The sequence below is a fragment of the Ochrobactrum sp. BTU1 genome, assembly GCA_018798825.1.
Lineage (GTDB): Bacteria > Pseudomonadota > Alphaproteobacteria > Rhizobiales > Rhizobiaceae > Brucella.
In genome coordinates this window covers 2,153,183-2,167,354 of sequence record CP076354.1, presented here as the reverse complement: position 1 = coordinate 2,167,354, position 14,172 = coordinate 2,153,183, and the positions used below count along the sequence as shown (strand labels likewise).

Sequence of the window (14,172 nt, the reverse complement as noted above, 5' to 3'; positions counted from 1 at the left end):
TAGTCACTAGAGGATGTAGACCTTGTTTCAGACAATTCAAGAGTGGTCTCGATAGGGGCAGGTCATGAACGAGATTTTGAAACAAAACCGCTTTCGCGTTGAAGGCATGGATTGCGCTTCCTGCGCGACAAAAATCGATACGGCTGTGCGCCGCGTTTCGGGCGTGGAAGATGTTTCCGTGTCGGTGACGACGGGCATGATGACGGTGCGCCATGATGGCAGCAGCGATCTGGAAAGTGTTGCCAAAAAGGTCCGCAGTCTTGGCTATGGCATCGAACCATTGGCTGACGAAAAAGCACCTGCCAAGCATGAGCATCACGATCACGACCATGACCATGACCATGACCACGCAGGCTGTAGCGGCCATGATCATGACCACAAGCACGACCACGATCATCATGATCACGCTCATGACGAACCCGAAGCAAAGCAGATTACAGCGGGCGCCGACAGTTTACGCTTCAGCGTGGAGGGTATGGATTGTGCTTCCTGTGCCGCCAAGATCGACACGGCTGTTCGTCGTGTCGGCGGGGTGCAGGATGTGTCTGTTTCCGTCACAAATGGCACCATGACCGTCAATCATGACGGCTCGGCCAGTGTTGACGAGATTGCCGCGAAGGTTACGGCACTTGGCTACAAAGCCAGCGCGCAATCGACAGGGGCGCTCAAAATCCAGCCAAAGGTGCCTGCAAAACCGAAGCGCTGGTGGCAGAGCGGCAAGGGCCAGATGATGCTCGCCTGTGGCGGTGGTCTGGTGGTTGCCTATATTGTTGGTCATCTTTATCCGCCGATTGAATTATGGGCCTTTACGGCTGCAATGCTGATCGGCCTCATACCGATTGCAAAGCGTGCTTATTCCGCAGCCATCAATGGCACGCCGTTTTCGATTGAAATGCTGATGACTATTGCGGCCATTGGCGCTGTCATCATCGGTGCGACCGAAGAAGCTGCCGCTGTCGTCTTCCTGTTTCTGGTTGGTGAATTGCTGGAAGGTGTGGCCGCAGGCAAGGCGCGCGCAAGCATTCAGTCGCTGACGGCATTGGTGCCGAAGACCGCCTTTTTGGAAAGCAATGGCTCCACAAAAGAAGTACCAGCGGAAGAGCTGAGCGTGGGCGACGTAATTGCGGTGCGTCCCGGTGATCGTATGCCTGCGGATGGCGAGATCATTTCGGGTGAAAGCGCTATCGATGAAGCACCCGTCACGGGTGAAAGCACGCCTGTCGGCAAGGCAGTCGGCGACAGCGTCTTTGCAGGCACCATCAATGGCGACGGGCTGTTGCGGGTCAAAGTGACAGCCGCAGCGCAGGACAACACGATTGCGCGTGTTGTGCGGCTGGTTGAGGAAGCACAGGAAGCCAAAGCACCCACAGAGCGTTTCATCAATCGCTTCTCGACTTACTATACGCCGGGCGTGGTTGTCGTGGCGGCTCTGGTTGCCATTCTGCCGCCGCTGGTCGCGGGTGCTGAATGGGGTGAGTGGATTTATAAAGGTCTGGCCATTCTGCTGATCGGTTGCCCCTGTGCGCTGGTTATTTCGACACCTGCAGCCATTGCCGCCTCGCTTTCGGCCGGTGCGAGGCGCGGGCTGTTGTTGAAGGGGGGCGCAGTTCTTGAAACCATAGGCAAGATTACGACCGCCTGTTTCGACAAAACCGGTACGCTGACAGAAGGCAAGCCGCAGGTAACGGATGTTCTGTCTGGCGCACTTTCGGAAGAAGAAGTCTTGCGACTGGCTGCATCACTTGATGCAGGTTCAAGCCATCCGCTGGCTTTAGCGATTGTCGGTGCATCTGATACGCGTGGCCTGAAACTCTCAGCCGTTTCGGCAGGTAAGGCACATGGCGGCAAGGGTGTGTCAGGTAAAGCTGATGGCATTGAGCTGTTCTTGGGTTCGCGCAAGGCTGCGAATGAAATCTCTGCCATTCCGGACGATCTGGCGGCGCGGATCGCTGCCTGCAATGATGAAGGTAAGACGGTTTCTGTTCTGGTTGCAGACGGAAAAATTGCAGGTGCCATAGCCATGCGTGATGAGCCGCGCGCGGATGCGATTGCGGGGCTTAAGACGCTGAAGGAAGCCGGTATTCGTACCGTTATGCTGACCGGCGATAATCGTCGCACGGCAGAAGCTATCGGCAAGGATCTGGGCATCGAAGTGCGCGCCGAACTCCTGCCGGAAGACAAGCAGCGGATTGTTGGCGAGTTTCGCAATGCGGGTCAGGTTGTTGCCAAGGTTGGCGATGGTATCAATGACGCGCCAGCGCTTGCTGCAGCCGATGTTGGCATCGCCATGGGTGGCGGTACGGATGTGGCGCTGGAAACTGCGGATGCAGCGGTGCTGCATGGTCGCGTCGGTGATGTGGCTGCGATGGTCGATCTGTCGAAGCGGACCATGCGTAATATTCATCAGAACATTACAATCGCACTTGGTCTTAAAGCGGTATTCCTTGTGACCACGGTGCTGGGGATTACCGGCCTCTGGCCAGCAATTCTGGCCGATACCGGCGCGACCGTTCTGGTGACAATCAACGCACTACGGCTGCTAAGGCAATCATCTTGAAAGAAAAAACCGGCGAAGGAAACTTCGCCGGTTTTTCATTGATGCTCTATTCTCCGATCAGTTCGCGAATGCGGTCGCCATATTGTTTGCCAAAGACGAGGTGCTCGGGATTGATCTGCTTCACTTCATCGACAAGCTGATCTTCTTCTTCGGCATCGGCTGCTGCAAGCGCGCTCATCATGGCGAAATAGGCGAGAAGATAATCGCGTGGCTCGATGTTTTCCGCCTTCATCACCTCAACCACTTGCGGGCGCGATTCGATGCTCTTGACCATGGAATCCATCGACGGCTGCGCATCCTGACCTTCTTCGGCAGTCGGTGAAAGCTGCATATCCTCAAGCTGCGTATGGATTTTTTCCATACGCGTCAGGAGGTCTTCGGTCAGCTTGAAATTGTTGATGTCAGCTGGTGTCTGCGGTGGCGTTGCAATTGCCAGAATGTCTTCGGCAAAGGCCATGTTCGCTGACTGCGGAAGGATCGCAAGAGAAAGGCCGAGCAGAGCTGCTGCATGAAACTGTTTGAAGCGAGAAATCGTCATCATGGTAATGTCCTAGAATAAATCCTTGCGCTTACGGATTTCCGCGAAAACCGCTTCATCAGTTGCGCCCTGCATTCCAAGCCGCGTGCGAATGCGGCCATCGTGCCAGCGAAGAAATGGATTGGTTGCCATTTCAAGCGCTATGCTGGAGGGCAGGGTCATCTTATCAGCTGCACGGAGCCGCGCAATCTCGGCTGCACGTTCCTTCAATGCCGAATTGTCGGGATCGATGGTCAAGGCAAAGCGTGCATTGCTCTGCGTATATTCGTGGCCGCAATAAACGGCAGTATCGCCCGGCAGCGCCACAAGCTTTTGCAGCGACTGGAACATGATATCCGGTGTTCCTTCAAACAGTCGACCGCAGCCCAGTGCAAAAAGCGTGTCGCCTGTAAACACGACTTTTGCTTCTGGCAGATAAAAGGAAATCTCGCCAGCCGTGTGACCGGGTGTGGAAATCACTTTGACCTTGAAAAGTCCGAAGGTGAACTCGTCGCCGTCCTGAACGGTACGGTCGAGTGTCGGGATTTTGTTTAGCTCAGCCTTTGGTCCGATGATGCTGACGCCGAATTTGGCTTTCAGCGCCTCGTTGCCTTCGACGTGATCAAGGTGATGATGCGTCGTGAAAATGAAGTCGAGCGTCCAGCCACGGCGCTTGAGCGCCGCTTCGATTGCGTGCGCATCCGGCGCGTCGATTGCCGCGGTCAGCTCACTTTCAGGATCATGGATGAGAACGCCATAATTATCGCTGCGGCAGATGAACTGTTCGATATCGAGTCTTTTGTCGATCTGGGGCATGGCGTCCTCCATTTTCATGCGTTTGTTATTCGGCCTTCACCGAACTCTTATTCATTCGGCTTTCACCACGTTCTTATTCATTCGGCTTTCGCCGCCTTCTTATTTATTCGGCTTTCGCCTCAGGCAAAGTGTGCTTCTGGATAAGCGGCATTTGTGAAAGCGTGAAGAAAATGGTGATCGGCATGATGCCCCAGACCTTGAAGGAAACCCAGGCATCGGTCGAAAAATTGCGCCACACCACTTCATTGGCAATTGCCAGGAAGATGAAGAACAAACCCCAGCGGAAGGTCAGCTTGCGCCAACCCTCTGCATCCAGCTTGAAAGCCGAATCAAACACATAACCAAGCAGGGATTTGCCGAATAAAAGCCCGCCGAGCAAGATCGCGCCAAACAGCGTGTTTACGATGGTCGGCTTCATCTTGATGAAGGTATCGTTGTGCAGCCAGAGCGTCAGCGCACCAAACACCAGAACCACGATGCCGGAAATGAGCGGCATCATCGGCAGGGTGCGTGTCATCGACCATGAAATGGCAAGCGCAATGACGGTTGCAACCATGAAGAGTGCGGTTGCCAGAAAGATCGGCTCGCCGATCTGTCCAAGCACTGGAAAGCGCTCGATCAGGCTTTCACCACGCGCATTGGCAAAAAAGAACATCAGCAGCGGTCCGAGTTCCAGCGCAAGCTTGAGCAGCGGCGGGACTTCCTTGCGTTCTGCTTCGGTCTTTTGCGACGGATCGCGTTCGAAAACGGGATGCTCCATCAGGCAACTCCTGCGATGGCGCGGGCAAAATCCTTGGCCGCAAATGGTTCAAGATCGTCGACGCCTTCGCCGACGCCGATGAAATAGATCGGAAGCTTATGCTTGGCTGAAATGGCCACCAGAATGCCGCCGCGTGCCGTGCCGTCAAGCTTGGTCATGACGAGGCCGTTGACGCCAGCGATATTCTTGAAAATCTCGACCTGATTGAGTGCATTCTGGCCGGTGGTTGCATCCAAGGTCTGGAGAACCGTGTGCGGGGCTTCCGGGTCGTGCTTGCCAAGAACGCGGACGATCTTGGCGAGTTCATCCATCAGCTCGGCTTTATTCTGCAAACGGCCTGCTGTATCTATGATGAGAACGTCGCTGCCCGCATCTTTGGCCTGTTTCCATGCGTCATAGGCAAGGCCTGCCGCATCCGCTCCGAGCTTGCTTGAAACAACAGGCGATCCGGTACGCTCGCCCCAGATATGGAGCTGTTCGATAGCGGCGGCGCGGAAAGTATCACCTGCCGCTAGCATCACCTTGAGGCCGCCAGCGGTCAGCTTTGCGGCAAGCTTGCCGATGGTCGTGGTCTTGCCGGTGCCATTGACGCCGACAACCAGAATGACATGCGGCTTGTGCGAGAGATCAAGCTCCAAAGGCTTTGCGACGGGCCCAAGCACCTTTTCGATTTCCGCGCCCATGATGTTGCGCACTTCTTCGCCAGTCACGTCCTTGCCATAACGGCCGGACGACAGCGCATCGGTCACACGCATAGCTGTTTCAAGGCCGAGATCGGCCTGAATGAGCACGTCTTCAAGATCCTGCAACGTGTCTTCATCGAGCTTGCGCTTGGTGAAGATACCGCTGATGGAATCGCTCAATGAATTCGATGAACGCAGCAGGCCGCGACGCAGGCGCTCGAACCAAGAAAGCTTTGGCTCAGGCGCTGCCTCGACCGGCACCTCTTCCTGATGTTCTTCAACGGCCTTTGCGACCTTGACCTTTTTGGGCTTCGCTGCCTCTGGCTGAGTTGCGGGCTCGACTATTTCCTCAACAACGGGTGCCTCTGAAACTTCAGGAGCTTTCGCGACTTCAACCTGTTCGGGTTCAGCAACAGGCTCTGGCTCGACGACGGGCGCAACAACGGGCTCTGGCGCAGGTGCTTCAACCACGATCGGTTCCATCACCGGTGGCTGTTCAATCGGGATTTCGATCTCGGCAACCGGATGCTCCGGTTCTGCCTTTTCTTCCTCAACCGGTTCAGCGGCAGGCTCTTCAATCTGTTCAGGCTCTGGCTCACTGGCGATCACTGGTACTTCCGGTTCGGAAATAACCACTTCAACGACGGTGTTTTCGGTTTCTTCAGGCGCCTCGACGGTTTCAGGAAGCTGTGTTTCTAAAGCCGCTTCCACGGCATCAGGAGCGGGCTGGTCGACCGGCTTTTCTTCAACCTCCTTCTTGCCGAAGGAGAACATTTTCTTGATGAAACCCATTGCCATGAAATCTGATGCCCTTAAGCTTTAAGCCGCTTGCGGCTCTGTCTGACGGGTGAGGAGTTTTTCACCGTCATGCCCCGTCACAATTCGTTCGATAATTTCGCCAGCGTTACCCTGATCAACAGCGGCCAGCGTAAAGCCTTCCGTGCGGGCAATGCCTTCCTTCTCGATCAGCAGGCGCTGCACTGTGCCATTGAGAGAAGCTAGGTGTTTTTCATAAGCCCGGTCGCCAACGGCACGTAAACGCGCTGCGCGTTCCTTGACGATTTCGCGCCTGACCTGCGGCATACGCGCAGCCGGTGTGCCTTCGCGTGCGCTGTATGGGAAGACGTGCAGATGCGTCAGCCCGCATTCCTCGACGATCTTCATCGAGTTTGCAAACATCTCTTCGGTCTCGGTCGGGAAACCTGCAATGATGTCGGCACCGAACACAATGTCAGGGCGAAGTGCGCGGACATCTGCGCAGAATCGGATGGAATCATCACGCAGATGACGACGCTTCATGCGCTTCAAAATCATGTCGTCGCCTGCCTGAAGCGACAGATGCAGATGGGGCATCAGGCGCTTTTCGTTGGCGATTGCTTCCATCAGGTCTTCGTCGGCCTCGATGGAATCAATGGATGACAGGCGCAGGCGCTGCAAATCCGGCACCTGGCTGAGAACGGTCTTCACCAGCTTGCCGAGACGCAGGCTTCCCGGCAGATCGGGACCGTAAGAGGTCATGTCCACCCCGGTCAGAACCACTTCGCGATAGCTGTTATCGACAAGGCGCTTGACCTGATCGACTACGCCGCCCATCGGCACCGAGCGTGAATTGCCGCGACCATAAGGGATAATGCAGAAGGTGCAGCGATGATCGCAGCCATTTTGCACCTGCACAAATGCGCGCGCGCGGCCTTCAATCGCATCGACCATATGGCTCGCGGTTTCGCGTACTTCCATAATGTCGTTGACGCGCACCTTTTCGAACTGGTTCACGCCGAAGTCGGGCAACATACGATAGGAGTTGGCCTTGAGCTTTTCCTCATTACCCAGAATGAGGTCGACTTCATCCATGGCCTCGAATTTGGCCGATTCCGTCTGCGCAGCACAACCGGTGACGATAATGCGGGCTTCCGGGTTGTCGCGGCGTGCCTTGCGGATGGCCTGACGTGCCTGACGCACGGCCTCTGCCGTAACGGCGCAGGTGTTGAAGATGATCGCGCCATCTTTGAGTTCGCCAAGGCCGGCGCTGTCTGCCTCGCGCTTCATCACCTCGGATTCATAGGTGTTGAGGCGGCATCCGAAAGTTACGACTTCAACGGCCATCAGGCAGCACCTCTGCTCTGATTAGGGGCGTACTCCCATTCGCCGGTTGCGGGATCGAATGTGCCATCAAATTCCCATTCAGCGGGACCGGTCATCATGACGTGATCGTCGTCGCGCCATTCAATCTTGAGCGGGCCGCCGGGGACATTGACCGTGACATTGCGTTCGGTACGGCCAGTACGTGCGCCTGAGACGGCGGCAGCGCAGGCGGCAGAACCACATGCGAGGGTAAGGCCCGCACCACGTTCCCATGTGCGCAGGTTCATGCTGTCGCGCGATGTGACCTGAGCGATGGAAATATTGGCGCGTTCCGGGAAAATCGGATCATGTTCCAGCCCCGGTCCATATTGATCGAGCGCATAGGACCAGACATCGTTTTCGACCCAGAAGATCGCGTGCGGATTGCCCATGGATGCAATCGACGGCGCTTGCAGAACAGGCGCATCGGCAGGGCCAGCAGACAGATCAATGGCGCGGGTGTCGTCCACTTCATGTGCGAGGGGGATTTCCTTCCAGCCGAAATGCGGCTTGCCCATATCGACCGTAATCAGCCCGTCTTCGTGCTCATTGGCGGTCAGGATGCCAGCCAGTGTCTGGAAAGTGTAATCCTGTTTTCCGCTTTCATTAGAAAGCCACTGCACAACGCAGCGTGTGCCGTTGCCACATGCTTGCGCCTGTGTGCCGTCACAATTGATGATCTCAATATAATGATCAGTGCCGGGCGTCTTTGGATCATGGATGGCCATGATCTGGTCAAAGGAAGTTGCCTCTTCTCCGGCCAGACGGATGGCAGCAGTCGGAGCGATACGATCGCTGCGTCCGCGCATATCGGCAACAATGATTTTGTTGCCCAGTCCGTTCATCTTGGCGAAGATGGCCTTACTCATTGCTGGTTCCGGGTCCTGTCTATATCGGAAAGGCTCTGGAGCGTGTTTCGATCTGACTGGATCAGATCGGCGTTCCGAGCATTTGTTTTAACGCGCATCTTGTCCGAAAACCGTTTTACACTTTTCGGGATGCGCTCTATATGGCGGAAAAGCCCACAAATTGCCAGTACCGGCGCGTTATTGGCTCAAGCCCGGTCTGATTACTGAATTTGTGGATCGGTGTTTACCTAAAAACTGTGTCCTTCCTGCGCCATTTTGAAAATTTCTAAGCTATTTCAAGCCTTCTATGGATGCTTTTGCATAAATTCACGGTAGCTTGCTGTTGATTTTTTAACCATATCGCCATTTTATCGGTGCAATATTGTTTTTAGGTCGAGCTTTCAAACTCGACGGTGCGAGGGGCACTCCCCCGAATAGTCAGCCCCACGAACATGCCAGGACTTTTGGCGAAATTGGAGAACCAGATGGGAATTTCAAAAGCAAGTTTGCTCAGCATTGCTGCGGCGGGCGTCATTTTGGCCGGTTGCCAAAGCTCCCGAGTCGGAGGTTTTGACAACAATGCATCGCCACCGCCACCAGCACCGCTGCGTTCTGCTCCCGTCAGTTCCGTACAGTCTGGTAATCTGAACGCTCCTAACTCGTTTCCGACGGCGCCGACGACCGACATGTCGCAGCCAGCGGCCGGAACGCAGGTTGCAAGCCTGCCGCCCGAATCGGCACCTGATCTGACGCCGGGCACTGTCGCAGGCGTATGGAATGCATCGCTTGCCGGTCAGAATTGTAAGATCGCAACGCCACAGACCAAGTATGGTCAGGGCTATCGCGCTGGTCCGCTGCGCTGCCCGGGTGAACTCGGAAGCCTCGCTTCCTGGTCGGTCAGTGGCAAGCAGCTTTCGCTCTATGATGCGAATGGCGGCACGGTCGCTACGCTTTATTCTTCCGGTCAGGGCCGATTCGACGGTCAGACCACGAGCGGTCAGGCAGTTTCGCTGTCGCGTTGATAAGCCTATTGAGTTAAAGACAGGCGGGGCAGTCGTGAGACGCTCCGCCTTTTTCGTAATTGAGCGGTGGGACAGGCAATCATGTCTTTCGATGGTAATTTGAAGGCGTTCCCCTCGGTTCGCGAGCATTATGACGCGCTGGTAAAGGCAGGGGAGGTCGAAGCCGATCCCGCACAGCTTGAACTGACTGCACGCTATGACCGGCTGATCGAGGAAGTTTGCACCAAACGTCTTTCGCGCAAATCGAGTGCGCTTGGCTGGTTGTTTGGCAAGCGCAAGGAAGTTGCCACCGTCAAAGGACTTTATGTTCATGGCGAAGTTGGTCGCGGCAAGACCATGCTGATGGATATGTTCTTCCAGCTTTTGCCGGTCGAACGCAAACGCCGTGCGCATTTCAATGATTTCATGGCTGACGCGCATGAGCGCATCAATGCGCATCGTCAGGCCCTGAAGCGAGGTGAAACCAAGCAGGAAGACCCGATCCCGCCGGTGGCTGAAGCTTTGGCCGAACAGGCGTGGGTGCTTTGCTTCGACGAATTTACTGTGACCGACATTGCTGACGCGATGATCTTGTCGCGCCTGTTCAATGCATTGTTTGCGCGCGGCGTGGTGCTGATCGCGACATCCAACGTGGCGCCCGACAATCTTTATCGCGACGGGTTGAACCGTCAGCTGTTTCTACCCTTTGTCGATATCCTCAAGCAGCATGTTGATGTGATCAATCTCGATTCACGCACCGATTACCGACTGGAAAAGCTCGACCGTCAGCCGGTTTATCTGACGCCGCTTGGTTCCGAGACGACCAAGCGCATGGATGCCGCCTGGACCGCGCATAAGGATGGTCGGCAAGAAAAGCCAGACGTGGTGCATATCAAGGGGCGCGATATTCCCGTGCGCCATGCAGTGCCGGGGGCCGCACGCTTCACCTTCGATGAACTTTGCGCCCAGCCGCTTGCAGCCAACGATTATATCGCCATCGTCACGCGCTATCAGACGTTGTTTGTTGATGATGTGCCGGTGCTTGATCATTCGCGCCGCAATGAGGCCAAGCGCTTCATTCTGCTGATCGACGTGCTTTACGATCATCACGCGCGTTTGTTCATCTCTGCCGAAGCCCAGCCGGAAAAGCTTTATGAGGCAAAGCAGGGCGTGGAAGCCTTCGAGTTTGACCGCACGGCTTCCCGCCTGTTTGAAATGCAGAGCGCGGAATATCTGGAAGCATTTGCAGAAAAATCAGCAGGCTGAGACGGTTCGTATTCCTCTGCTTTTGGGATGCGTTCCATCATCGAACTGCCACAGACTCGACTTATAGCATTCGAGGGCTATGTTGCTTCGGCAAGAGCTTGGGTTGAATGCGGTTGTTTGCTGATCGTGTTTCCCCCTTAGACGTGAATGGCCTTTAAAAATGAATGACGGCCCGGCTGGCGTGTTCTGAGCAATGCGTAACAGCCGGACGATAAGACTCAGTTGCCTCCATTTTGCCAAAATATCTTACGTTTACGTAAGAACATATAAATCTAACCGATTGAAAACATTGGTCGCAAAATAATGAGTTGAGTTTTTTTGCAAAGAGTCCTATCGAACCCTCGCAGCGCAGACGCGTTTTCCGGGAGGAAACCGGATAGCTTCATGCGTTTCTGGATCAAACTTGAGGAAAGAAACAACATGGCACGCAACAAGATTGCCCTCATCGGCTCCGGTATGATTGGCGGCACGCTCGCTCATCTTGCTGGTCTGAAGGAACTCGGCGACGTCGTCCTTTTCGACATTGCGGAAGGTACTCCGCAGGGTAAGGGACTGGATATTGCAGAATCTTCACCGGTTGACGGTTTTGATGCGAAGTTCACCGGTGCAAACGACTATGCCGCAATCGAAGGCGCAGACGTTGTCATCGTAACCGCAGGCGTGCCGCGTAAGCCGGGCATGAGCCGCGACGATCTTCTCGGTATCAACCTGAAGGTCATGGAACAGGTCGGCGCAGGTATCAAGAAATACGCGCCTGAAGCTTTCGTCATCTGCATCACCAACCCGCTTGATGCGATGGTCTGGGCTTTGCAGAAGTTCTCCGGTCTGCCAGCACACAAGGTTGTCGGCATGGCTGGCGTTTTGGACAGCGCCCGTTTCCGCTACTTCCTGTCAGAAGAATTTAACGTGTCGGTCGAAGACGTCACTGCATTCGTGCTTGGTGGCCACGGCGACAGCATGGTTCCGCTCGCTCGTTACTCGACCGTTGCCGGTATCCCGCTTCCAGACCTCGTCAAGATGGGCTGGACCAGCCAGGAAAAGCTCGACAAGATCATTCAGCGCACCCGTGATGGCGGCGCAGAAATCGTCGGCCTGCTCAAGACCGGTTCTGCTTTCTATGCACCGGCTGCTTCTGCAATCCAGATGGCTGAATCCTACCTCAAGGACAAGAAGCGCGTTCTGCCAGTCGCAGCACAGCTTTCCGGTCAGTATGGCGTCAAGGACATGTATGTCGGCGTCCCAACTGTGATCGGTGCCAACGGCGTTGAACGTATTATCGAGATCGATCTCGATAAGGACGAAAAGGCCGAGTTCGAAAAGTCGGTCGCATCTGTTGCCGGTCTTTGCGAAGCTTGCGTCGGTATCGCTCCGTCACTGAAATAAGTTCCAGACAAGGCCGGATCGCTCTTGAGAGCAGCCCGGCCTTTTCCGGCTGTTAATCCGCAGAGGACAACCAGATGAATATTCACGAATATCAGGCCAAGCGCCTGCTTCACACTTTCGGCGCCCCAATCGCCAATGGTGTGGCTGTTTATTCCGTCGAACAGGCGGAAGAATGGGCAAAGACGCTTCCAGGACCGCTTTATGTCGTCAAGAGCCAGATCCATGCTGGTGGACGCGGCAAGGGCAAGTTCAAGGAACTCGGTCCTGATGCCAAGGGCGGCGTGCGCCTCGCAAAGTCGATCGAAGAAGTTGTTTCCCATGCAAAGGAAATGCTCGGCAACACGCTCGTGACCAAGCAGACCGGCGAAGCTGGCAAGCAGGTCAACCGTCTTTACATCGAAGACGGCGCAGACATCGAGCGCGAGCTTTATCTCTCGATCCTCATCGACCGCACCGTTGGCCGTCCTGCTTTCGTCGTTTCGACCGAAGGCGGCATGGACATTGAAGCTGTTGCTGAAGAAACGCCAGAAAAGATCATCACCGTTGCAATCGATCCTGCCAAGGGCGTGACCGATGAAGACGCCAACAAGCTCGCCGATGCGTTAGAGCTTAAGGATGCAGCGCGTGAAGACGGCCTCAAGCTGTTCCCGATCCTCTACAAGGCATTCTCCGAGAAGGACATGAGCCTTCTGGAAATCAACCCGCTGATCGTCATGACCGATGGCCGCGTGCGCGTTCTCGATGCCAAGGTATCGTTCGACGGCAATGCACTGTTCCGTCATCCTGACATTCAGGAACTGCGTGATCTGTCGGAAGAAGACGAAAAGGAAATCGAAGCTTCCAAGCACGATCTCGCTTACGTCGCTCTTGATGGCAACATCGGCTGCATGGTCAACGGCGCAGGCCTTGCCATGGCAACCATGGACATCATCAAGCTCTACGGTGCAGAACCTGCTAACTTCCTCGACGTTGGTGGCGGCGCTACCAAGGAGAAAGTCACGTCCGCGTTCAAGATCATCACCGCTGATCCGGCTGTTCAGGGTATTCTGGTCAACATCTTTGGCGGCATCATGAAGTGCGACGTTATCGCTGAAGGCGTTATCGCTGCGGTCAAGGAAGTCGGCCTCAAGGTTCCTTTGGTTGTCCGTCTTGAAGGCACCAATGTTGAGCTTGGCAAGAAGATCATCAACGAGAGCGGCCTGAATGTTATTTCGGCTGACGATCTCGACGATGCGGCGCAGAAAATCGTCGCTGCAGTGAAGGGAAACTAAGGCATGTCCATTCTCGTTAACAAGGACACCAAGGTTCTCGTACAGGGCCTGACCGGCAAGACCGGTACTTTCCACACCGAACAGGCGCTTGCTTATTACGGCACGCAGATGGTCGGCGGTATTCACCCGAAAAAGGGTGGCGAAACCTGGGAAGGCTCGAGGGGCGAAAAGCTTCCGATCTTCGCAACTGTTGCAGAAGCCAAGGAACGCACAGGTGCAGACGCATCGGTGATCTACGTTCCGCCAGCAGGTGCAGCAGATGCAATCATTGAAGCGATCGAAGCTGAAGTCGGCTTCATCGTCTGCATCACCGAAGGCATTCCAGTCATGGACATGGTTCGCGTCAAGGAGCGTCTGGAACGCTCGAAGTCGCGCCTGCTCGGACCAAACTGCCCAGGCATCCTGACCCCTGAAGAATGCAAGATCGGCATCATGCCGGGCAATATCTTCAAGAAGGGTTCGGTGGGTGTTGTTTCCCGCTCTGGCACACTTACCTATGAAGCAGTGTTCCAGACTTCGAACGAAGGCCTCGGCCAGACCACTGCTGTCGGTATCGGCGGCGATCCGGTCAAGGGCACCGAGTTCATCGACGTGCTGGAAATGTTTCTGGCCGACGATGAAACCAAGTCGATTGTCATGATCGGTGAAATTGGTGGCTCCGCTGAAGAAGAAGCAGCGCAGTTCCTGAAGGACGAAGCAAAGCGCGGTCGCAAGAAGCCAATGGTTGGCTTCATCGCTGGTCGTACGGCTCCTGCCGGACGCACCATGGGCCATGCCGGCGCCGTGATTTCGGGCGGCAAGGGCGGTGCAGAAGACAAGATTGCAGCCATGGAATCGGCTGGCATTCGCGTGTCTCCTTCGCCAGCACAGCTCGGCAAGACGCTGGTTGAAGTCCTCAAGGGCTGAGACTACGTAGCTGATTGAAATGAACCGGCAGTGGCGAAAGCTG

At 55.4% G+C, this 14,172-nt stretch carries 12 protein-coding genes; 6 read left to right on the top strand and 6 right to left on the bottom strand.

Going from position 1 to position 14,172, the window contains the following annotated elements:
* Positions 1-64 precede the first annotated feature (64 nt).
* Positions 65-2,557: a cadmium-translocating P-type ATPase gene (gene cadA / locus KMS41_10465; GenBank protein QWK77495.1), complete on the top strand. Its 2,493-nt coding sequence runs from the start codon at positions 65-67 to the stop codon at positions 2,555-2,557.
* A 46-nt stretch (positions 2,558-2,603) separates the two neighbouring features.
* On the opposite strand, the gene KMS41_10460 is transcribed toward cadA, so the two are convergent.
* From KMS41_10460 to dapF, 6 genes are all read right to left on the bottom strand, one after another.
* Positions 2,604-3,098, bottom strand: coding sequence for a hypothetical protein (locus KMS41_10460; protein QWK77494.1), 495 nt, complete (start codon positions 3,096-3,098; stop codon positions 2,604-2,606).
* A gap of 9 nt (positions 3,099-3,107) precedes the next feature.
* Positions 3,108-3,890, bottom strand: coding sequence for a hydroxyacylglutathione hydrolase (gene gloB, locus KMS41_10455; protein ID QWK77493.1), 783 nt, complete (start codon positions 3,888-3,890; stop codon positions 3,108-3,110).
* A gap of 103 nt (positions 3,891-3,993) precedes the next feature.
* Positions 3,994-4,650, bottom strand: coding sequence for a septation protein A (locus KMS41_10450; protein QWK77492.1), 657 nt, complete (start codon positions 4,648-4,650; stop codon positions 3,994-3,996).
* Complete coding sequence (ftsY, locus tag KMS41_10445; GenBank protein ID QWK77491.1) at positions 4,650-6,131, bottom strand: signal recognition particle-docking protein FtsY; 1,482 nt, start codon at positions 6,129-6,131, stop codon at positions 4,650-4,652. The genes KMS41_10450 and ftsY overlap by 1 nt, the downstream gene beginning before the upstream one ends.
* 21 nt (positions 6,132-6,152) lie before the next feature.
* On the bottom strand, positions 6,153-7,436 hold the full coding sequence (gene mtaB, locus KMS41_10440; protein QWK77490.1) for a tRNA (N(6)-L-threonylcarbamoyladenosine(37)-C(2))-methylthiotransferase MtaB: 1,284 nt from the start codon (positions 7,434-7,436) through the stop codon (positions 6,153-6,155).
* Complete coding sequence (gene dapF, locus KMS41_10435) at positions 7,436-8,323, bottom strand: diaminopimelate epimerase (GenBank protein QWK77489.1); 888 nt, start codon at positions 8,321-8,323, stop codon at positions 7,436-7,438. The genes mtaB and dapF overlap by 1 nt, the downstream gene beginning before the upstream one ends.
* Before the next feature lie 464 nt (positions 8,324-8,787).
* On the opposite strand from dapF, the gene KMS41_10430 reads away from it, so the two are divergent.
* From KMS41_10430 to sucD, 5 genes are all read left to right on the top strand, one after another.
* A complete protein-coding gene (locus KMS41_10430) occupies positions 8,788-9,324 on the top strand; it encodes a protease inhibitor Inh/omp19 family protein (protein QWK77488.1) in 537 nt (178 codons plus the stop codon).
* Between the two features lie 81 nt (positions 9,325-9,405).
* Positions 9,406-10,569 carry an AFG1 family ATPase gene (locus KMS41_10425; protein QWK77487.1) on the top strand — a complete coding sequence of 388 codons (1,164 nt, stop codon included), beginning with the start codon at positions 9,406-9,408 and terminating at the stop codon, positions 10,567-10,569.
* Between the two features lie 420 nt (positions 10,570-10,989).
* Positions 10,990-11,952 (top strand): malate dehydrogenase, encoded by a 963-nt coding sequence (gene mdh, locus KMS41_10420; protein QWK78843.1) that lies wholly within the window; start codon positions 10,990-10,992, stop codon positions 11,950-11,952.
* A gap of 74 nt (positions 11,953-12,026) precedes the next feature.
* Entirely contained in the window at positions 12,027-13,223 is a 1,197-nt protein-coding gene (sucC, locus tag KMS41_10415; GenBank protein QWK77486.1) for an ADP-forming succinate--CoA ligase subunit beta, read from the top strand.
* Positions 13,224-13,226: 3 nt separating this feature from the next.
* On the top strand, positions 13,227-14,129 hold the full coding sequence (gene sucD / locus KMS41_10410; GenBank protein QWK77485.1) for a succinate--CoA ligase subunit alpha: 903 nt from the start codon (positions 13,227-13,229) through the stop codon (positions 14,127-14,129).
* Positions 14,130-14,172 lie beyond the last annotated feature (43 nt).

Excerpts from the sequence above, each read along its gene's own strand:
- KMS41_10450 (QWK77492.1), bottom strand. The coding sequence starts at position 4,650 with ATGGAGCATCCCGTTTTCGAACGCGATCCGTCGCAAAAGACCGAAGCA.
- ftsY (QWK77491.1), bottom strand. The coding sequence starts at position 6,131 with ATGGCAATGGGTTTCATCAAGAAAATGTTCTCCTTCGGCAAGAAGGAG.
- sucD (QWK77485.1), top strand. The coding sequence starts at position 13,227 with ATGTCCATTCTCGTTAACAAGGACACCAAGGTTCTCGTACAGGGCCTG.
- KMS41_10425 (QWK77487.1), top strand. The coding sequence starts at position 9,406 with ATGTCTTTCGATGGTAATTTGAAGGCGTTCCCCTCGGTTCGCGAGCAT.
- mdh (QWK78843.1), top strand. The coding sequence starts at position 10,990 with ATGGCACGCAACAAGATTGCCCTCATCGGCTCCGGTATGATTGGCGGC.
- mtaB (QWK77490.1), bottom strand. The coding sequence starts at position 7,436 with ATGGCCGTTGAAGTCGTAACTTTCGGATGCCGCCTCAACACCTATGAA.
- dapF (QWK77489.1), bottom strand. The coding sequence starts at position 8,323 with ATGAGTAAGGCCATCTTCGCCAAGATGAACGGACTGGGCAACAAAATC.
- gloB (QWK77493.1), bottom strand. The coding sequence starts at position 3,890 with ATGCCCCAGATCGACAAAAGACTCGATATCGAACAGTTCATCTGCCGC.
- sucC (QWK77486.1), top strand. The coding sequence starts at position 12,027 with ATGAATATTCACGAATATCAGGCCAAGCGCCTGCTTCACACTTTCGGC.
- KMS41_10430 (QWK77488.1), top strand. The coding sequence starts at position 8,788 with ATGGGAATTTCAAAAGCAAGTTTGCTCAGCATTGCTGCGGCGGGCGTC.
- cadA (QWK77495.1), top strand. The coding sequence starts at position 65 with ATGAACGAGATTTTGAAACAAAACCGCTTTCGCGTTGAAGGCATGGAT.
- KMS41_10460 (QWK77494.1), bottom strand. The coding sequence starts at position 3,098 with ATGATGACGATTTCTCGCTTCAAACAGTTTCATGCAGCAGCTCTGCTC.